This window comes from Dryocola sharpae (genome assembly GCF_051307055.1).
GTDB lineage: Bacteria > Pseudomonadota > Gammaproteobacteria > Enterobacterales > Enterobacteriaceae > Dryocola.
The window spans coordinates 2,934,857-2,953,085 of the sequence record NZ_CP149994.1 but is presented as its reverse complement, the minus strand read 5'-3'; the positions used below and the strand labels follow the sequence as shown (position 1 = coordinate 2,953,085).

Annotated in this window: 17 protein-coding genes; 11 read left to right on the top strand and 6 right to left on the bottom strand. The window is 57.2% G+C overall.

Features of this window, described 5'->3' with window-relative positions; translation table 11 throughout:
- Window positions 1-32: 32 nt before the first annotated feature.
- The 5 genes from menD to menE are packed head-to-tail and all read left to right on the top strand — an operon-like array spanning window position 33 to window position 5,665.
- Window positions 33-1,703, top strand: a complete 1,671-nt coding sequence (gene menD / locus WLO31_RS14050; RefSeq protein WP_435927228.1) for a 2-succinyl-5-enolpyruvyl-6-hydroxy-3-cyclohexene-1-carboxylic-acid synthase — start codon at window positions 33-35, stop codon at window positions 1,701-1,703.
- Complete coding sequence (gene menH, locus WLO31_RS14045; protein ID WP_435927227.1) at window positions 1,700-2,482, top strand: 2-succinyl-6-hydroxy-2,4-cyclohexadiene-1-carboxylate synthase; 783 nt, start codon at window positions 1,700-1,702, stop codon at window positions 2,480-2,482. The genes menD and menH overlap by 4 nt, the downstream gene beginning before the upstream one ends.
- Window positions 2,479-3,336: a 1,4-dihydroxy-2-naphthoyl-CoA synthase gene (gene menB / locus WLO31_RS14040; RefSeq protein ID WP_435927226.1), complete on the top strand. Its 858-nt coding sequence runs from the start codon at window positions 2,479-2,481 to the stop codon at window positions 3,334-3,336. The genes menH and menB overlap by 4 nt, the downstream gene beginning before the upstream one ends.
- Window positions 3,336-4,301, top strand: coding sequence for an o-succinylbenzoate synthase (gene menC / locus WLO31_RS14035; protein WP_435927225.1), 966 nt, complete (start codon window positions 3,336-3,338; stop codon window positions 4,299-4,301). Before menB ends, menC begins: the two co-directional genes overlap by 1 nt.
- The gene (gene menE, locus WLO31_RS14030) at window positions 4,298-5,665 is read left to right on the top strand and encodes an o-succinylbenzoate--CoA ligase (protein WP_435927224.1); all 1,368 of its coding nucleotides are present in this window, start codon (window positions 4,298-4,300) and stop codon (window positions 5,663-5,665) included. Before menC ends, menE begins: the two co-directional genes overlap by 4 nt.
- A 16-nt stretch (window positions 5,666-5,681) precedes the next feature.
- On the opposite strand, the gene WLO31_RS14025 is transcribed toward menE, so the two are convergent.
- From WLO31_RS14025 to WLO31_RS14015, 3 genes are read right to left on the bottom strand one after another with little or no spacing between them, the layout of a single operon-like run.
- A complete protein-coding gene (locus tag WLO31_RS14025; protein ID WP_435927223.1) occupies window positions 5,682-7,193 on the bottom strand; it encodes a tripartite tricarboxylate transporter permease in 1,512 nt (503 codons plus the stop codon).
- Between the two features lie 10 nt (window positions 7,194-7,203).
- Window positions 7,204-7,635 (bottom strand): tripartite tricarboxylate transporter TctB family protein, encoded by a 432-nt coding sequence (locus tag WLO31_RS14020; RefSeq protein ID WP_435930615.1) that lies wholly within the window; start codon window positions 7,633-7,635, stop codon window positions 7,204-7,206.
- A 12-nt stretch (window positions 7,636-7,647) separates the two neighbouring features.
- Window positions 7,648-8,628 carry a Bug family tripartite tricarboxylate transporter substrate binding protein gene (locus WLO31_RS14015; protein WP_435927222.1) on the bottom strand — a complete coding sequence of 327 codons (981 nt, stop codon included), beginning with the start codon at window positions 8,626-8,628 and terminating at the stop codon, window positions 7,648-7,650.
- Window positions 8,629-8,765: 137 nt separating this feature from the next.
- Between WLO31_RS14015 and tctD the strand changes: the two genes are divergently transcribed.
- From tctD to glpQ, 6 genes are all read left to right on the top strand, one after another.
- On the top strand, window positions 8,766-9,431 hold the full coding sequence (gene tctD, locus WLO31_RS14010; RefSeq protein WP_435927221.1) for a transcriptional regulator TctD: 666 nt from the start codon (window positions 8,766-8,768) through the stop codon (window positions 9,429-9,431).
- Window positions 9,431-10,846: a sensor histidine kinase gene (locus WLO31_RS14005; protein ID WP_435930614.1), complete on the top strand. Its 1,416-nt coding sequence runs from the start codon at window positions 9,431-9,433 to the stop codon at window positions 10,844-10,846. The genes tctD and WLO31_RS14005 overlap by 1 nt, the downstream gene beginning before the upstream one ends.
- Window positions 10,847-11,143: 297 nt before the next feature.
- On the top strand, window positions 11,144-11,686 hold the full coding sequence (locus tag WLO31_RS14000; RefSeq protein ID WP_435927220.1) for a YfaZ family outer membrane protein: 543 nt from the start codon (window positions 11,144-11,146) through the stop codon (window positions 11,684-11,686).
- Window positions 11,687-11,786: 100 nt separating this feature from the next.
- On the top strand, window positions 11,787-12,983 hold the full coding sequence (locus WLO31_RS13995; protein ID WP_435927219.1) for a nicotinamide mononucleotide deamidase-related protein YfaY: 1,197 nt from the start codon (window positions 11,787-11,789) through the stop codon (window positions 12,981-12,983).
- 312 nt (window positions 12,984-13,295) lie between these two features.
- Entirely contained in the window at window positions 13,296-14,648 is a 1,353-nt protein-coding gene (gene glpT, locus WLO31_RS13990; RefSeq protein ID WP_435927218.1) for a glycerol-3-phosphate transporter, read from the top strand.
- Between the two features lie 15 nt (window positions 14,649-14,663).
- Window positions 14,664-15,725, top strand: a complete 1,062-nt coding sequence (gene glpQ / locus WLO31_RS13985) for a glycerophosphodiester phosphodiesterase (protein ID WP_435927217.1) — start codon at window positions 14,664-14,666, stop codon at window positions 15,723-15,725.
- Between the two features lie 48 nt (window positions 15,726-15,773).
- Here the strand turns inward: glpQ and WLO31_RS13980 are convergent, their stop codons facing one another.
- The 3 genes from WLO31_RS13980 to nrdB all read right to left on the bottom strand — a co-directional run bounded on the left by WLO31_RS13980 (window position 15,774) and on the right by nrdB (window position 18,188).
- The gene (locus tag WLO31_RS13980; protein WP_435927216.1) at window positions 15,774-16,619 is read right to left on the bottom strand and encodes a hypothetical protein; all 846 of its coding nucleotides are present in this window, start codon (window positions 16,617-16,619) and stop codon (window positions 15,774-15,776) included.
- A 180-nt stretch (window positions 16,620-16,799) separates the two neighbouring features.
- A complete protein-coding gene (yfaE, locus tag WLO31_RS13975; protein ID WP_435927215.1) occupies window positions 16,800-17,054 on the bottom strand; it encodes a class I ribonucleotide reductase maintenance protein YfaE in 255 nt (84 codons plus the stop codon).
- Window positions 17,055-17,057: 3 nt separating this feature from the next.
- Window positions 17,058-18,188 carry a class Ia ribonucleoside-diphosphate reductase subunit beta gene (nrdB, locus tag WLO31_RS13970; RefSeq protein WP_435927214.1) on the bottom strand — a complete coding sequence of 377 codons (1,131 nt, stop codon included), beginning with the start codon at window positions 18,186-18,188 and terminating at the stop codon, window positions 17,058-17,060.
- Between the last annotated feature and the right edge of the window lie 41 nt (window positions 18,189-18,229).

Below are 18,229 nucleotides of genomic sequence, written 5' to 3'. Positions count from 1 at the left end.
ATGAGTCAGCAAAATTGACTCAGGACCTGAACATGTCGATAAGCTCTTTTAACCGCCGCTGGGCGCAGGTGATCCTTGAAGCGCTCACCCGCCACAGCGTGCGCCACGTCTGCATTGCCCCAGGCTCGCGCTCAACGCCGCTGACCTTAACGGCCGCAGCAAATCCGGCTTTTATTTGCCATACCCATTTTGATGAGCGCGGATTAGGGCATCTCGCACTTGGCCTGGCGAAAGCCAGCGGCCAGCCTGTCGCGGTGATCGTCACCTCCGGCACGGCGGTAGCTAATCTCTATCCGGCGCTGATCGAGGCGGGGCTTACCGGTGAAAAATTAATTCTGCTAACGGCGGACCGGCCGCCGGAGCTTATCGACTGCGGCGCAAATCAGGCTATCCGTCAGCCGGGTATGTTTGGCTCGCATCCAGCCCTCAGCGTGAACCTGCCCCGGCCCACGCAGGATATCCCCGCGAGCTGGCTGGTTTCCACCATCGACAGCGCCCTGGGCCAGCAAACGGGCGGCGGCGTGCATATCAATTGCCCCTTTGCGGAGCCGCTTTACGGCGCGCCGGATGACGCCGGTATCAGCTGGCAGAAAGCGCTGGGAGACTGGTGGCAGAGCGATAAACCCTGGCTGCGGGAAACCTACGGCCGTGAAATCGTCAAGCAGCGCGACTGGTTTTTCTGGCGGCAGAAACGTGGCGTTGTGGTGGCCGGACGCATGAGTGCGGAAGAGGGCGAGCGGGTAGCGGCCTGGGCAAAAATGCTCGGCTGGCCGCTGATAGGCGACGTGCTTTCGCAAACCGGGCAGCCTTTGCCCTGCGCCGATCTCTGGCTGAGTAACAGCCACGCGACGACGGAGCTGGCGCGCGCGCAAATTATTATCCAGTTTGGCGGCAGCCTGACGGGCAAACGCGCCCTGCAGTGGCAGGCAACCTGCACGCCGGAAGAGTACTGGTTAGTCGACTCGCTCCCCGGCAGGCTCGATCCCGCTAACCATCGCGGCCGCCGTTTAGTATGCAGTATCGCTGACTGGCTGGAGCTGCATCCTGCCGAAAAACGTCCTGCCTGGGCAGAAAAGCTGGCGCCGCTGGCGCGTCTTGCTCAGGACGCCGTCGCTCTCGGCACCGCTGAATTTGGTGAAGCGCAGGTAGCCGCCCGCCTGCCTGAGCTGCTGCCGGAGGCGGGGCAGCTTTTTGTCGGCAACAGCCTGGTGGTGCGGCTTGTCGATGCGTTGGCACAGCTGCCCGCGGGCTATCCGGTATACAGCAACCGGGGGGCGAGCGGCATCGACGGATTATTATCCACTGCCGCCGGCGTACAGCGCGCCACCGCCCGTTCCACGCTTGCGATCGTTGGCGATCTCTCCGCGCTGTACGACATGAATTCCCTGGCGTTGCTCCGCACGGTTTCCGCGCCCTTTGTCTTGCTTATCGTAAACAACAACGGCGGACAAATTTTCTCGCTCCTTCCAACGCCCGTGCAGGAGCGCGAACGTTTTTACTGCATGCCGCAGGATGTGAACTTTGCCCACGCGGCGGCGATGTTCAGCCTGACTTATTACAATCCGGGATCGTGGAGCGAACTGCAGGAGGTGGTGAGCCGGGCATGGCTCTGGCCGCAGGCCACCATCGTCGAAATCACCGTGCCGGAAACGGACGGCGCGCAGACGCTGCAGCACCTGCTTGCGCAGGTTAGCCAGGCATGATTTTGCACGCCGTAGCCGCCTCTGGCCGCCGGGCTGATTTGCCGTGCCTGGTCTGGCTGCACGGCTTTTTGGGCAGCGTGCAGGAGTGGGCCCGCTTTCACGAAGCCTTTGCCGACTGGCCGCAGCTACGCGTGGATTTGCCCGGCCATGGCCAGTCGGCTGCTATAACCGCGAGTGGATTTGCTGCCGTCGACGACCTGCTGCGTAAAACGCTACTTAGTTACAACATACTTAACTACCTGCTGGTGGGCTACTCCCTCGGCGGCCGCGTGGCGATGTATCACGCCTGTCATGGGGAAAATACCGGATTGCGTGGATTAATTGTTGAAGGCGGCAATCCCGGTCTGGCCGATCGTGATGCCCGCAAAAAAAGACGGGCGGCGGACCGCCGCTGGGCGCAGCGTTTCCGGCAGGAGCCGCTTGATGAAGTATTGCTGGCCTGGTATCAGCAGCCGGTATTCAGCTCGCTGACCCACGAAGAGCGGGACGAGTTAATCACGCTGCGCTGCCAGAATAATCCCGCGTCGCTCGCCGTAATGCTTGAATCCACCTCGCTTGGCGTCCAGCCCGACCTGCGTGCGCGCTTACAGACGCTGCGCGTTCCTTTTCATTATCTTTGTGGCGAGCGGGATGAAAAATTCCGCACCGTGGCGGAAAGCCTGAACCTCTCACCCCATCTTATTCCCGCGGCCGGGCATAACGCGCACAGGGAAAACCCTGCGGCGTTTCGCTCCTGCCTGCTGACTTTATTGCGTCAACCTGTTGAGGAGACACCATGATTTATCCTGATGAACAAATGCTTTACGCCCCGATTGAGTGGCAGGACTGCTCGGAAGGTTACAGCGATATCCGCTACCACAAATCTACGGACGGCATTGCAAAAATCACCATTAACCGCCCGGAAGTGCGCAACGCTTTTCGCCCGTTGACCGTCAAAGAGATGATCGGCGCCCTGGCCGATGCCCGCTATGACGACAATATCGGCGTCATCATCCTGACCGGCGAAGGGGAGAAAGCTTTCTGCTCCGGCGGCGATCAGAAGGTGCGCGGCGACTACGGCGGCTATCAGGATGCGAGCGGCACCCACCATCTGAACGTGCTGGATTTCCAGCGTCAGATCCGTACCTGTCCTAAACCTGTCGTCGCGATGGTTGCCGGCTACTCTATCGGCGGCGGCCACGTGCTGCACATGATGTGCGACCTGACCATTGCGGCGGAAAACGCCATCTTCGGCCAGACCGGCCCAAAAGTGGGCTCCTTTGACGGCGGCTGGGGCGCGTCCTATATGGCCCGCATCGTCGGTCAGAAAAAGGCGCGTGAAATCTGGTTCCTGTGCCGCCAGTACGACGCGAAAGAGGCGCTGGATATGGGCCTTGTTAACACCGTGGTGCCCGTCGCCGAACTTGAAAAAGAAACCGTGCGCTGGTGCCGCGAAATGCTGCAAAACAGCCCGATGGCGCTGCGCTGCCTGAAGGCCGCGCTGAACGCGGACTGCGACGGTCAGGCGGGACTGCAGGAGCTGGCGGGTAACGCCACCATGCTGTTCTACATGACCGAAGAAGGCCAGGAAGGACGCAACGCGTTTAACCAGAAACGCCAGCCGGACTTCAGCAAATTTAAACGGAACCCGTAATGCGAAGCGTAGGGCTGTGGCGCTTTCTGGTGCCGATGGATGCAGGCGTGGTGCTGCGCGAGCGGCGCCTGAAAACGCGCGACGGTCTGCTGGTGCGTCTGACGCAGGGCGATAAACAAGGCTGGGGCGAGATATCGCCCTTGCCGGGCTTTAGCGTTGAAACGGTGGAAGAGGCAAAGGCCGCGGCGCTGGAATGGCTCGCGGCCTGGCAGACTGGTTCCGAAGCTGAACTACCTGAAATACCGTCCGTAGCCTTTGGTCTTAGCTGCGCGCTGGCGGAACTCAGCGGCGAACTGCCAGAGGCAGCCGATTATCGTGCCGCGCCGCTTTGCACCGGCGACCCGGATGAACTCTTCGCCATGCTGGCAGCGATGCCCGGCGAAAAGGTGGCGAAGGTGAAAGTCGGCCTGTACGAAGCCGTGCGCGACGGCATGGTCGTTAATCTTCTGCTGGAAGCCGTACCCGATCTGCGATTGCGCTTAGACGCCAATCGTGGCTGGACGCCGTTAAAAGCGCAGCAGTTTGCCAGATACGTTAATCCGCAATTGCGGCCGCGCATCGCCTTTATCGAAGAACCGTGCAAAACCCGCGAGCAGTCCCGCGAGTTCTCTCGTGAAACGGGCATCGCTATCGCCTGGGATGAAAGCCTGCGCGAAGCGGATTTTGTCTTTGCCGCAGAGCCGGGTTTGAGCGCCGTGGTGATTAAGCCGACGCTTACCGGCAGCCTCACGAAGGTGCGCGAGCAGGTTGAAAAGGCTCATGCGCTGGGATTAACGGCTGTCATCAGCTCGTCTGTCGAATCAAGCCTTGGTTTAACCCAGCTGGCGCGCATTGCCGCCTGGCTTACGCCGCAGACCATTCCGGGCCTGGATACGCTTTCGCTGATGCAGGCGCAGCTGGTACGCCAGTGGCCGGACAGCCCTTTGCCCTGCCGGCAAGCCGACGACCTTGAGCGCGTTATATGAATTTTGTCACCTGGCCCTGGCAGCACTGGGCAACCTGTCGCGGAGCATCGCCGGCTTTAAAGCTCACGGATGAAACTCTCGACTGGCAAACGCTTTGCCGTCGCGTCGATGCGCTGGCCGGAGGATTCCGGCAGCAGGGCGTTCGCGAAGGGCAGGGCGTTGCCTTAAGGACAAAGAACAGCGCAGAAGCCGTGCTCTGCTGGCTGGCCTTGCTGCAATGCGGCGCGCGCGTTCTGCCGCTTAATCCTCAGCTGCCGGATACTTTGCTTACGCAGCTGCTCCCCGGTTTAACCATCAGCCATGCGCTGGCGCTGGCTTCAGCGTCATCCGTTCCCGGCTATGCCTCGCTCAGCGTCACGCCAGGCGATGCCTGGCAGGTTAACTGGCGGCCCGACAGGCTGGCTTCCATGACGTTAACCTCCGGCTCCAGCGGCTTGCCAAAGGCGGCGGTGCATACAAGCGAGGCGCATCTTGCCAGCGCTGCGGGCGTTTTGTCCGTGATGAACTACGGACAGGAAGATAGCTGGCTTTTATCGCTGCCGCTGTATCACGTTTCCGGGCAGGGAATTTTGTGGCGCTGGCTGCTTGCCGGCGGAGGCATGGCGGTGCGCGATCTGCTTCCTCTTAACGAGGCGCTTAAGGGATGCACCCATGCTTCGCTCGTGCCAACTCAGCTCTGGCGCCTGCTTGCGCAATCCCAGCCGCTGAGCTTGCGTGAGGTGTTGCTCGGCGGCGCGGCAATTCCGGTTGAGCTAACCGAGGCGGCGCAGGCGCGCGGGGTGCACTGCTGGTGCGGCTACGGCTTAACCGAACTGGCGTCTACGGTATGCGCCAAGCGTGCGGACGGCCTGCCGGACGTTGGCGAAGCGCTGCCTGGAAGAGAAGTGAAAATCGTCGGGCAGGAAGTGTGGATACGGGCCGCGAGCCTCGCCAGCGGCTACTGGCAGGAGGGTAAGCTGGTTCCCTTGCTCAATGAGCATGGCTGGTTCAGCACCCGCGATCGAGGCGTATTAAACGGCCAGCGTTTAACCATCGTCGGGCGTCTTGATAACCAGTTCTTCAGCGGCGGCGAAGGCATCCAGCCGGAAGAAATCGAGCGCGTGCTGGCGGCTCACCCCGCTGTGGAACAGGCGTTTGTTGTGCCCGTTGAAGACGCCGAATTTGGCCATCGCCCCGTGGCGGTGATTGAGGCGGATGCGGAATTTGATTTAAGCCAGCTCGAAAGCTGGGTGCAGGAAAAACTGGCGCGTTTTCAGCAGCCTGTGCGCTGGCTGCGCCTGCCTGATTCGCTCAGGCAGGGCGGCATTAAAATTTCACGCAGAGCGATACAGGCCTGGTGCGCGACGCGCAAAAGCGGGAGCTAAGCATTCGGTTCCCCTCTTAACTTATCTCCACGGCGGCTTTACGCTGGCGACGGATCCGCTTAAGCACCGGCGGAACGACAATGACGAGGATCGCCATCGCCAGCAGGCTTTTCGCCACGCCGCTTTCCCATAGAATATTCAGGCCGCCGTTGCTGATAGACAACGCGCGGCGCAGATTCTGCTCCAGCATTTCCCCCAGCACAAACCCGAGAATTAACGGCGACATAGGAAAATGCATTTTCCGCAGAACGTAGCCGAATACGCCCAGCCCGACCATCAGCAATAAATCAAAGGTTGTGCTGTGCACCGCGTACACGCCTACCGCAGAAACGGCGGCAATGGCGGGAACCAGGAACCACAGCGGGATCGTCAGCATACGAGTGAACAGGCCAATCAGCGGCAGGTTCATTATCAGCAGCATCACGTTGGCGATCAGCAGCGAGGCGATGAGGCCCCAGACGATATCGGGTTGTTCGGTAAACATCGCCGGACCCGGCGTGATGTTATAGAGCGTCAGCGCCCCCATCATCACCGCAGTGGTGCCTGAACCCGGTACGCCGAGGGTAAGCATCGGGATAAACGAGCCGCAGGCGGAGGCGTTGTTGGCCGCTTCGGGGGCGGCGACGCCGCGGATATCGCCCTGGCCGAAGCTTTCGCTGTTGCCGCTGATTTTTTTCTCTGTCATGTAGGTAATGGCGCTGGCGATGGTTGCTCCGGCGCCGGGCAGGATGCCGACAAAAAAGCCGATCACCGACGAGCGTAGCGTCGCGCCGGTGCACTGCGCTGCCTCCTTCATATTGAACATCTTGCGGCCGGTTTTGCGTACCAGTACCTGGCCGCCGCTGGTGCTTTCCAGCATCAACAGGATCTCGGAAACCGAGAACAGGCCGATAACCACGACGATAAACTGCACGCCGTCGGAGAGGTGGACGCTGTCAAAGGTAAAACGATAGACGCCGGTGTTGGCGTCTACGCCAACAGTCGCCAGTCCCAGCCCGATTAACGCCGCCAGGAAGGATTTCAGCGGGTTTTGCGCCATCATGCTGCCGAGGCAGGCGATGGCGAAAACCATCAGCGCGAAGTATTCCGCCGGGCCAAAAGCCAGCGACCAGCGGGCAAGCAGAGGGGCGAAGAGGATAATACCTGAGATGGCTACCATCGAGCCGATAAACGAACTGACGGCGGAAATAGACAGGGCCACGCCGCCGCGGCCCTGCTTCGCCATCGGATAGCCGTCCAGCGCGGTCATAATGGCGGCGGCATCGCCGGGAACGTTAAGCAGAATGGATGAAATGCGCCCGCCGTATTCGCAGCCGATATACACCGTTGCCAGCAGAATAAGCGCTGATTCCGGCGGCAGCTTGAGGGCAAACGCCAGCGGCAGGAGAATCGCCACCCCGTTAATCGGGCCGAGCCCCGGCAGCAGCCCGACGATAGTGCCGACAAAGCAGCCAATCAGGGCAATCATCAGGTTTTCAGGCGTCAGGGCGACGGCGAATCCCTGCGAGAGATAGAACCAGGTATCCATAAATCCTCCGTTAACTCAGCAAAAAGCCGGTGGGCAGGGCTACGTCAAGCAGGCGGTCAAAGGCGTAGAATAAAGCTCCGCCCAACGCCACCCCGGAAAGGGCGGCCGCCGGAACGGTGGCGCCGAACAGCAGGCCAATGCAGAAGGTAATCAGCGCCGTCGCCAGCGGGAAGCCCAGCCATTCAAATCCCCACGCATAGCAGCCCAGCGCCACCACCAGCACCAGCAGCCGTTGCAATACCCGGCGTCCCGGCCATTCAACAACGTCCGGATGGCGCAGCAGCATTAACACGGCGCAAATTAACATCAGGCCGATAATAGCCAGCGGAAACGGACGCGGCCCAACGGGTTCGTAGCTATATTCACTCTGTATCTGCCAGCCGATAAACAGCCCGGCGACACAGAGCGCAATCCAGATGCCGGCAAATATACGATCGCTCATCATGCCTCCCGGCTACTTAGCCAGCCCAAAGGCTTTGGCCTGCTCGTGATAGCCCGTCACCTGTTTTTTGACGTACTCGTCCAGCGCCTGGCCGGTCATATTGAATTCAAACAGCCCGCGCAGATCGCGCTGCTTTTTAAAGTCTTCGCTTTGCTGAAGCTTTTTGAAGGTCTCAACCCACCACTGGTATTCAGCGTCGCTGACCTTCGGCCCGACATAAAAGCCACGAATAATGGGCCAGACAAGATCGAATCCCTGCTCTTTAGCGGTAGGGATTTTTGCCAGTTTGCCCGGCAGGCGTTGGTCAGAAAAGACGGCCAGCACGCGCAGCTTGTCGCCGTTCAGATAGTGCTCCATCTCGCTCAGGTCGCCGGAAACCGCCTGTACATGATTGCCCATCAAGGCCGTCACGGGTTCGCCGCCTCCCTCGAACGCGACGTAGCGCATTTTGTGAGGATCAACTTTCGCTTTTTGCGCCAGCAGCGCCGTTTTCATCCAGTCCTGGCTACCGATGGAAGCGCCGGCGCCGAATACCACGCTGTTGGGATCTTTTTCCAGCGCGGCCATCAGGGACGGCAAATCTTTCCACGGCGAATCAGCCCGTACCGCAATCATGCCGTAATCGGTGCCGACGCTCGCCAGCCAGCGTACGTCATCCACGCCATAGCGACCGAATTTCCCCTGGGACAGGTTTAACAGCGATCCGCCCGAAAACGCCACCACGGTGCCAGCTTCCGCAGGCCGCTGGGCGACAATGGCGTTATAGGCCACCGCCCCCACGCCGCCGGGCATGTAGGTTACGCGCATCGGTTTTTCGAGCACGCCGGTATCCAGAAGGCTGACCTGGATGAGCTTGCAGGTCAGGTCAAATCCGCCGCCGGGCTTGGCCGGAGCGATACATTCGGTACGGTCAGGAACTTGCGCCGCCGGGACGGAGAAAGCCGACAGCAGCAGGGCTGTAGCGCTAAACGTGCAGAGCAGGGTACGGTTCATATTCATCCTCAGATCAAAAAAAGCCGCCGGGTGTTTCGCGTTATGTGAACCACTTTGTAGTAGTTCGGTTGCGCAATTGTTAAAACACTAACCTTTCATTTCCCTTTCATGGCGGCAGAAACTTTACAGGATGTGATATGCGTCTCTTACTGGCGGAAGATAACCGTGAGCTGGCTCACTGGCTGGATAAAGCGCTGGTGCAGGCAGGATTTGCCGTTGATTGCGTTTTTGACGGTCAGGCGGCCGATCACCTTTTACAGAATGAAACCTATGCCGTGGCGGTGCTGGATATCGGCATGCCGCGGCTGAACGGGCTTGATGTGCTGCAGCGCATGCGTAAACGAGGCCAGTCGCTGCCGGTGCTGTTACTGACGGCCCACGGCGCGGTTGCCGATCGTGTGAAAGGGCTTAATGCGGGGGCGGATGACTATCTGCCGAAGCCTTTTGAACTGGAGGAGCTGGATGCGCGGATACGGGCGCTCATCAGGCGCAGCGAGGGGCAAATACATGAACAGCAGCAGCTTGGATCGCTGGCGCTGCATCCGGAAGGTTATTTTCTTCTTAACGACAAACCGCTGGCGCTGACTCCGCGCGAGCAGACCATTCTGACCGTGCTGATGTACCGCCGCACGCGCCCGGTATCGAAGCAGCAGCTTTTTGAACAGGTATTCAGTCTCGGCGATGAAGCCAACCCGGAAAGCATCGAGCTGTATATTCATCGCCTGCGCAAAAAAATGCTTAGCAGCGACGTGCAGATCACCACCTTGCGCGGGCTGGGCTATGTGCTGGAAAGGCACCCATGATGAGGGCAATGAAACCTAAATCGCTGTTCGGGCAGCTGCTGTTGTTTCTGGGATTGCCGCTTGTTGTGCTCTGGGCATTTTCCGCTTACAGCAGCTACTTAAGCGCGATGAATGCGGCGACCCAGGCCTATGACAGAACGCTGCTGGCTTCGGCGAGGACGGTGGCCGAGCGGCTGGTGGTTCGCCATGGGCACCTGGAAGTTGACGTGCCCTGGGTAGTGCTGGACAGCTTCGAACTGAACATGAACGACCGGCTTTTTTACCAGGTCACCGACACCAGCGGGCGGGTTATCTCTGGCTATGACGACCTGCCTGCTATGCCCCGGGCTACGCCCCGCACCGAGCTTTATCCCGCGCTGGCGTGGTTTTATGATGCGGTTTATCAGCGCCAGCCTTTGCGCGTCGCGCGCTTTTTGCAGCCGGTGAACGAAGGCGGCGTAACGGGGATGGCGCAGATAGTGGTCGCTGAAACGCTGCTCTCGCGGCGCTATCTGGCGGGCCAGCTACTGCTTTCCGCCTCCTTGACGCAGGGCGGGCTGGTGCTATTGACGTTAACCCTGGCCTACGGCCTGTTGCGCCGGGTGCTAAAACCCGTGCGCCGACTTTCACGCATTATGGGGCGGCGTGCGCCGGACGACTTAACGCCTTTGCCCGATATCCTGCCGTGGTCGGAAACCCGGCTGCTCGTCCTCTCTTTCAATCGCTATATCGAGCGCCTACGGGGGCTTATCGATCGGCAAACGCGCTTTAACGCCGACGCCTCTCACCAGCTCAAAACGCCGCTGACGGTGCTCAAAACCCAGGCGGGCGTTGCTCTGAACAGCCGCGAACCGCGGCTGTGGCGAGAAAGTCTGCGGGCCATGTCCTCAACGCTTGATAACACCATCGTTTTAACCGATCGCCTGCTGCAGCTTTCTCGCTTAACCCGCACGGACAAATCGGCAGGCCAGGCGCTGGAGCCGGTAAATCTGGTGGACGTGGCCCAGGCGAGCTGTTTCTCAAGGCTGAGCCAGGCGCGCAGTAAACAGATCGATTTGGGCTATGAAGGTTTGTCGGCGGCAGGCGTCATGGGTGAGCCTGTTTTGCTGGCGGAAATGTGCGCAAACCTGCTGGATAACGCGCTTAAATATACCCCTGAAGGCGGCATCGTCACTATTAAAGTGACCGCAAACGGGGCGCAGCGGCAGGAGGTGTGGCTTGAGGTCGAAGATAGCGGGCCGGGGATTGATGCCGATCGGGTACGCTCCGCCCTGCTGCCTTTCCATCGTCTTGATAATGCGGCAGAACAAAGCGGGGCAGGGTTAGGGCTGGCGCTGGTCAATGATATCGCACGCTTGCATAGTACGCGTCCGGATCTGCTGCGTAGCCCGACATCAGGCGGATTACTGGTGCGTATAAAATTACTGGCGATATAAAAAAGGCGGGGCTGACGACAAACCTCCCGGCGCCGCCGGTGTCGGCTTAGCTTTCTTTTAACGCTTTCAGCGCGTTGGCAGCGCCCGCGCCATATGCCGGATGCACCTCGCTGAAAAGGCCAGGCTGAAACTTTCTGTCGCGGCTATTCCTTGCTCCTGTGATGCAAATGCAGATCGTTTTCAATTGCTTACAAACAAACCCGCAATCGCTTTCTCTAAGCGTTGAATACGCAGTGGCTGCCTGTACAATCTGCGTTTTTTCGGGATTACCCTTTTTCTTTATTCAGGATCCAAGGAATGAACAAACTAATCATGGCCGGTATCGCCGGCTTAGCGCTGGTTTCCGCTACCGCCAACGCCATCAGCATCAGCGGTGAAGCGGGCGAGAAATATACTAATGTGGGCGTGGGTTTTGGTACCGAAACCAGCGGCCTTGCTGTAACGGGCAACTATGCGCATAACGATGATGACGGCGACGTGGCGGGTCTGGGCCTGGGTCTCAATGTTCCGCTGGGTCCGTTGATGGGCACCGTGGGCGGGAAAGGCATTTACCTGAATCCAAAAGATGGCGATGAGGGTTACGCGGTAGCCGTTGGCGGCGGCCTGAAATGGCCTGTTTCTGACAGCTTCGCCATCTTTGGCAACTACTACTATTCTCCTGATTCACTCTCCAGCGGCGTGAAAGATTACCAGGAAGCAAGCGCAGGCGTGAGCTGGACAATTATGCGTCCAGTCACGGTTACCGGCGGCTACCGTTATATCGGCCTGAAAGGCAAAGACGGCGATCGGGATAACGCAATTGCAGACGGTCCGTACGTGGGCGTAAGCGCCGCGTTCTGATCCCTCCGGCCACGGCGTCCTGTCGTGGCCCTGGTATTTCCCCCTCCATCCCTTTCCGCTTGAGGTATAGTGAATCGTTACCTTCCCACGGAGTAAAGCGATGATAAAAGTGGAAATGCTCTCTACCGGCGACGAAGTGCTGTACGGGCAAATCGTTGATACCAACGCCGCCTGGCTTGCCGATTATCTTTTCAACCAGGGCTTGCCCATGTCGCGCCGCAATACGGTAGGCGACAGCCTCGAAGATTTAGTTTCGGTATTAAAAGAGCGCAGCGAGCATGCGGATATTCTTATCGTTAACGGCGGGCTTGGGCCGACCAGCGATGACCTGAGCGCGCAGGCGGCGGCAACGGCCGCAGGCGTTGAGCTTATCGAACATAAAGAATGGCTTACGCACATGGAGAACTTCTTCTCCGGCCGCGGGCGCGTAATGGCGCCGAGCAACCGTAAGCAGGCGCAGATCCCGGCGAACAGCGAAATGGTCGACAACCCGGTCGGCACGGCCTGCGGCTTCGCCATGCAGCTGAATCGCTGCCTGATGTTCTTCACGCCCGGCGTGCCGTCTGAATTTAAGGTGATGGTGGATAAGCAAATCATGCCGCGCCTGCGCGAACGCTTCACGCTGCCCGAGCCGCCGGTTTGTCTGCGCCTGACAACGTTCGGACGTTCGGAGAGCGAGCTTGCGCAGCGCCTTGAGCCGCTTGCTTTACCGGCTGGCGTGGTGATGGGCTATCGCTCGTCTATGCCGGTGATTGAGCTGAAGCTGACCGGGCCTGCCAGCCTGCGCAAAGAGATGGAGGCCGTCTGGCCGGAAGTGCGGCGTGTGGCGGGTGAAAGCGCAATTTTTGAGGGGACGGAAGGCCTGCCCGCGCAGCTTGCCGGGCGCATAAAAGCGAAAGGGCTGAGCATCGCCGTCAGCGAGCAGTTTACCGCGGGCCTGCTTTGTCTGCAGCTCTCCGGCGCCGGAGTCCCGCTCGGCGACAGCAGCGTTTTGTCGCCGGTGACTGAGTCGCTCTCTGAGACAGCCAGCCGGGCGAAAGATTTGGCCGCGCAGGCGGGGTGCGATCTGGCGCTGGTAGTCGGTTCCATGAATGACGATCTTCTTAACTTCGCGTTGCACACTCCAGCGGGCACGCACGCTTTATGCGTGAAATTTAACGTCAACCGCCACGGTTTGCGCGTTCGTCAGGAAGTGTGCGCCATGATGGCGCTAAATATGCTGCGCCGCTGGCTCAACGGCTGGGACGTGGCCGCCGAACACGGTTGGATTGATATCGTCGGAGCCATTGAAAGCTAAGCCTCAGGCGAGCGCCTGAGCCGGCAAGGAAATCAGGTGCTCGCATTTATTGGTGGCTGCCCTCCGCAGTTTTCCTCACTCTTCTGTGTCAAATTCCTCTCCCGAAGAAAGCCTCTGCGCCAGAGGGCGATGTTTTATATCGAACAAAAACGAACGAATAACGAAAGCATGGTGTGACATGATGCACCATTTCGCTAATTTGTAATAAAAATGTAACGTGATGTGCGTTATTTCACACAAAAAGGTGATGATAATCATTACTATGCGCTCGCAAAAGAACATTGCTTAACAAAAAATGGCCACGGAGGCTTTATGCTAAGTATTTTCAAACCCGCAGCGCATCAGCCACGCCTGAAGGCGGAGCACATCGACCCAACCTATCGACGCCTGCGCTGGCAAATCTTTATGGGAATTTTCTTCGGCTACGCCGCTTACTATCTGGTGCGTAAAAACTTCACCCTTGCGATGCCGTATCTGGTGGAGCAGGGCTTCTCGCGTGGCGACCTGGGCTTTGCGCTCTCCGGGATTTCCATCGCCTACGGTTTTTCCAAGTTTATTATGGGAGCCGTTTCTGACCGCTCGAACCCCCGGGTCTTTCTGCCCGCGGGGCTCATTCTGGCGGCCGCCGTCATGCTGTTTATGGGATTCGTGCCCTGGGCGACCTCCAGCATTGCGGTGATGTTTGTGCTGCTGTTTTTATGCGGCTGGTTCCAGGGCATGGGGTGGCCGCCTTGCGGGCGCACCATGGTGCACTGGTGGTCGCAGAAGGAGCGCGGGGGCATCGTTTCAATCTGGAACTGCGCGCACAACGTCGGCGGCGGGCTTCCGCCTTTACTCTTCCTGCTCGGGATGGCGTGGTTCAACGACTGGCACGCCGCGCTGTACATGCCTGCTTTCGGGGCCATTCTCGTGGCGCTGATCGCTTTTGGTTTAATGCGCGATACGCCGCAGTCCTGCGGTCTGCCGCCCATCGAAGAGTACAAAAACGATTACCCGGACGACTATAGCGAAAAAGCGGAAGAGGAGCTGACGGCGAAACAGATCTTCATGCAGTACGTTTTCCCGAACCGCCTGCTGTGGTACATCGCTATCGCCAACGTCTTCGTTTATCTGCTGCGTTACGGCATCCTCGACTGGTCCCCGACCTACCTTAAAGAGGTGAAACATTTCGCGCTGGATAAATCCTCCTGGGCCTATTTCCTCTATGAGTATGCGGGGATCCCGGGCACGCTGCTTTGCGGCTGGATGTCGGACAAAGTTTTCCGCGGGAACCGCGGCGCGACGGGCGTGTTCTTTATGACGCTGGTGACGATTGCGACGGTGGTGTACTGGCTAAATCCGCCGGGCAATCCGGGGGTTGATATGGCCTGCATGATAATCATCGGCTTCCTGATTTATGGCCCGGTGATGCTGATTGGCCTGCACGCGCTTGAGCTGGCGCCGAAAAAGGCGGCGGGCACGGCGGCAGGGTTTACCGGTCTGTTCGGCTACCTGGGCGGCTCGGTTGCGGCAAGCGCCATCGTCGGTTACACCGTTGACTTCTTCGGCTGGGACGGCGGCTTTATGGTGATGATCGGCGGCAGCGTGCTGGCGGTGATCCTGCTGCTTATCGTGATGATCGGTGAGAATAAGCATCATCATGACAAGCTTGCCAAAAACGGTTAAGAGGAGCCTGTGGGTATGTTTGCAAAATCGATACTCGCGGGCATGGTGCTGGTGGCAACCGCCGGCGCTTTCGCCCAGGCCGCTGAAAAAATAGTGATTGCCCATCGCGGGGCCAGCGGCTATCTGCCGGAACATAGCCTGCCCGCGAAGGCGATGGCTTACGCTCAGGGCGCGGATTACCTCGAGCAGGATCTGGTGATGACCAGAGACGACAGGCTGGTGGTGCTGCATGACCACTATCTGGATCGCGTTACCGATGTGGCTCAGCGCTTCCCCGACAGGGCACGTAAAGACGGCCGCTATTACGCGATTGATTTCACGCTCGATGAGATCAAGTCCCTGAAGTTTACCGAGGGTTTTGACATCGAGAACGGCAAGCCGGTCCAGACCTTTCCGGGACGCTTCCCGCTGGGTAAATCTGACTTCCGGGTTCATACCTTTGAAGAAGAGATTGAGTTCGTGCAGGGGCTGAACCATTCCTCCGGTAAGAACATCGGTATCTATCCGGAGATAAAAGCGCCGTGGTTCCATCACCAGGAAGGCAAGGATATCGCTGCGAAGACTTTAGCGGTGCTCAGGCAGTACGGTTACACCAGCAAGCAGGATAAGGTCTATTTGCAGTGCTTTGACGCGCAGGAACTCCAGCGCATTAAAACCACGCTGGAGCCGAGGCTGGGCATGGATCTGAAGCTGGTGCAGCTCATTGCTTATACCGACTGGAACGAAACCCAGCAGCAGCAGACTGACGGCAGGTGGGTCAACTACAGCTACGACTGGATGTTCAAACCCGGCGCGATGAAGCAGATTGCCCGGTATGCCGACGGTATCGGGCCTGACTATCATATGCTGGTGGCGGAAGGGTCTACAAAAGGCAACGTGAAGCTCACGGCGATGGTGAAGGAAGCGCACGACAGTAATCTGACGGTGCATCCATACACCGTGCGTGCGGACGCTTTGCCGGAGTACGTCAGTAACGTAAATCAGCTGTTTGACATGCTGTACAACAAGGCGGGAGTAGACGGCGTGTTTACCGATTTCCCGGATAAGGGCGTGCAGTTCTTGCAGCAGAAGCAGTAGGTAAACTAAAAGGGCCGCTAAGCGGCCCTTTTAGTTATAGACTTTATATCAAACTGTTCCATGTATTTGGGAGCGATTTACCGGGATGCTTAAAGAATATTTATGGCAAATAGATTTAACCAGTTCAAAAAACCAATCAGGAGCAAAGGGAGAGACTCTTATTTCTTCTATTAAATCGTTTATATCAATTATTTTTATTGTGGTGCCTGAATCAACTCTGTTTTCTGCGAGGTTTCTATTAGGACTATAACCAATTATTCGCACTTCCTTTTCATATTCATAAAAACCTGATTTATGTGTGAATGGTGCTAAGACATGTTCGTATTTGAATTCATCTGCTAAGTGGCTGATATATTCAACTTTAGCAATGGTAAGTTTATTGTTTTCAGGGGTGACGATGTTACGTTCTAACCTGTTAACGTCGGTTAGTATACATACAGAATTGTGCGCGCCTCCATATATCTTCCACATTGCCATATTTTCTTTTTTATTTTGTTCTGCATGCCAGCAGGTAACGTCAATCCACTCTCTATGTTTACTTACATAATCATCGAAGTTTATTTCTTTTTCATATAATTGTCCAAAGGGTGTTGGATAACTTCGATTATCGTAATTTGAATCAAACTCATCCTGTATTTTCTTTTTGTTTTTCCTTTCTTCTTCAGTTGGTGCGTCAATTGTTGGGAATACGTTACATAAAGCATTGTCCAGAATTTCTGCAAATCCATTATGTAGAATTTCAAAGGCTAAACTTAAGCTCCCTTCAGTTTTATCTTCAAAGCAGGATGCTTTTGAAAGGAATATGTTTTTTGTATTAATTAAGTCTACAAATTTAGAAAAATCCATATATTTTTGTAATCGTGTCGTTCCGTTTATGTCCCCTAGCTTTTCCATCTTTATTTTAACCTCTGTTTAACATGCTGTTATATGAGCTTAAATGTTATTGCGGTGCGATACATATAGATACGAAATGGATTGATTTTTGCCGGGTGATAAGCGAAAGAGCGGCTTCAATTTATAGAGGTTTATAAAAAGTATTCCTCACCAGACTCAAGGGCCGCTAAGCGGCCCTTTTTACATCTCGATTTCAATATCGCCCTGCGCCTGGCAGCAGCAGGGCAAAATCTCACCGGGCTGGATAAAGGCCAGCGGCTCGGTAAGCCATTTGACCTCGCCCGCTATCAGCCTGATGCGACAGGAGCCGCAATAGCCCTCTCTGCACTGGTATTCAACGGCGATCTGGTGATGTTCCAGCGCCGCCAGCAGGGAAGGGTGCTCCTGCTGGCACATTAACTGCGCGCCGGTGATGCGAAGCGTAATCCGGCTCATAGCCTAGAGCTGGAAATTGCTCAGATCGTCGGCGTCGATATTGGAATCGATCTGACCGACCAGATAAGAGCTGACTTCCACTTCCTGCGGCGCAACCTGCACGTTGTCCGACACCAGCCACGCGTTAATCCACGGGATTGGGTTAGAGCGGGTTTTAAACGGCAGATCCAGACCAACGGCCTGCATGCGGATATTGGTGATGTAATCCACATACTGGCACAGGATGTCCTTATTCAGGCCAATCATCGAGCCGTCGCGGAACAGGTAGCTTGCCCACTCTTTCTCTTGTTCAGCCGCCAGTACGAACAGGTCGTAGCACTGCTGACGACATTCGATGGCGATTTCCGCCATTTCCGGATCGTCTTCGCCGGAGCGCATCAGGTTCAGCATGTGCTGGGTGCCGGTCAGGTGCAGCGCTTCGTCGCGGGCGATCAGCTTGATGATTTTGGCGTTGCCTTCCATCAACTCGCGCTCGGCGAAGGCGAAAGAGCAGGCAAAGCTTACGTAGAAGCGGATCGCTTCCAGCGCGTTAACGCTCATCAGGCAGAGATAAAGCTGCTTTTTCAGCGCGCGCAGGTTAACGGTGACGGTTTTGCCGTTGACGTTATGCGTGCCTTCGCCCAGCAGATGCCAGTAGCTGGTCATCTCAATGAGATCGTCATAGTAGCCAGAGATATCCTTGGCGCGCTTCTTGATCTCCTCGTTGGTGACAATATCGTCAAACACAATCGCCGGGTCGTTGACGATGTTGCGGATGATATGCGTGTAGGAACGCGAGTGGATCGTTTCGGAAAACGCCCAGGTTTCAACCCAGGTCTCCAGCTCCGGAATAGAAATCAACGGCAGCAGGGCCACGTTCGGGCTGCGGCCCTGGATGGAGTCGAGTAGCGTCTGGTATTTCAGGTTGCTGATAAAAATGTGCTTTTCATGTTCCGGCAGGGCCTGATAGTCAATGCGGTCACGGGACACGTCCACCTCTTCCGGACGCCAGAAGAAGGAGAGCTGTTTTTCGATCAGCTTTTCGAAGATGTCATATTTTTGCTGGTCGTAGCGTGCCACGTTTACCGGCTGGCCAAAGAACATCGGCTCAGCAAGCTGGTTGTTTTTCGTCTGTGAAAAGGTGGTGTAAGCCATGAGGTCAAATCCTGTTGTACGTCGAAAAAATCCCCTCAGCG

Excerpts from the sequence above, each read along its gene's own strand:
- glpT (WP_435927218.1), top strand. The coding sequence starts at position 13,296 with ATGCTAAGTATTTTCAAACCCGCAGCGCATCAGCCACGCCTGAAGGCG.
- menC (WP_435927225.1), top strand. The coding sequence starts at position 3,336 with ATGCGAAGCGTAGGGCTGTGGCGCTTTCTGGTGCCGATGGATGCAGGC.
- menE (WP_435927224.1), top strand. The coding sequence starts at position 4,298 with ATGAATTTTGTCACCTGGCCCTGGCAGCACTGGGCAACCTGTCGCGGA.
- WLO31_RS14000 (WP_435927220.1), top strand. The coding sequence starts at position 11,144 with ATGAACAAACTAATCATGGCCGGTATCGCCGGCTTAGCGCTGGTTTCC.
- tctD (WP_435927221.1), top strand. The coding sequence starts at position 8,766 with ATGCGTCTCTTACTGGCGGAAGATAACCGTGAGCTGGCTCACTGGCTG.
- yfaE (WP_435927215.1), bottom strand. The coding sequence starts at position 17,054 with ATGAGCCGGATTACGCTTCGCATCACCGGCGCGCAGTTAATGTGCCAG.
- nrdB (WP_435927214.1), bottom strand. The coding sequence starts at position 18,188 with ATGGCTTACACCACCTTTTCACAGACGAAAAACAACCAGCTTGCTGAG.
- menH (WP_435927227.1), top strand. The coding sequence starts at position 1,700 with ATGATTTTGCACGCCGTAGCCGCCTCTGGCCGCCGGGCTGATTTGCCG.
- WLO31_RS13980 (WP_435927216.1), bottom strand. The coding sequence starts at position 16,619 with ATGGAAAAGCTAGGGGACATAAACGGAACGACACGATTACAAAAATAT.
- glpQ (WP_435927217.1), top strand. The coding sequence starts at position 14,664 with ATGTTTGCAAAATCGATACTCGCGGGCATGGTGCTGGTGGCAACCGCC.
- WLO31_RS14025 (WP_435927223.1), bottom strand. The coding sequence starts at position 7,193 with ATGGATACCTGGTTCTATCTCTCGCAGGGATTCGCCGTCGCCCTGACG.
- menD (WP_435927228.1), top strand. The coding sequence starts at position 33 with ATGTCGATAAGCTCTTTTAACCGCCGCTGGGCGCAGGTGATCCTTGAA.
- menB (WP_435927226.1), top strand. The coding sequence starts at position 2,479 with ATGATTTATCCTGATGAACAAATGCTTTACGCCCCGATTGAGTGGCAG.
- WLO31_RS14015 (WP_435927222.1), bottom strand. The coding sequence starts at position 8,628 with ATGAACCGTACCCTGCTCTGCACGTTTAGCGCTACAGCCCTGCTGCTG.
- WLO31_RS14005 (WP_435930614.1), top strand. The coding sequence starts at position 9,431 with ATGAGGGCAATGAAACCTAAATCGCTGTTCGGGCAGCTGCTGTTGTTT.
- WLO31_RS14020 (WP_435930615.1), bottom strand. The coding sequence starts at position 7,635 with ATGAGCGATCGTATATTTGCCGGCATCTGGATTGCGCTCTGTGTCGCC.
- WLO31_RS13995 (WP_435927219.1), top strand. The coding sequence starts at position 11,787 with ATGATAAAAGTGGAAATGCTCTCTACCGGCGACGAAGTGCTGTACGGG.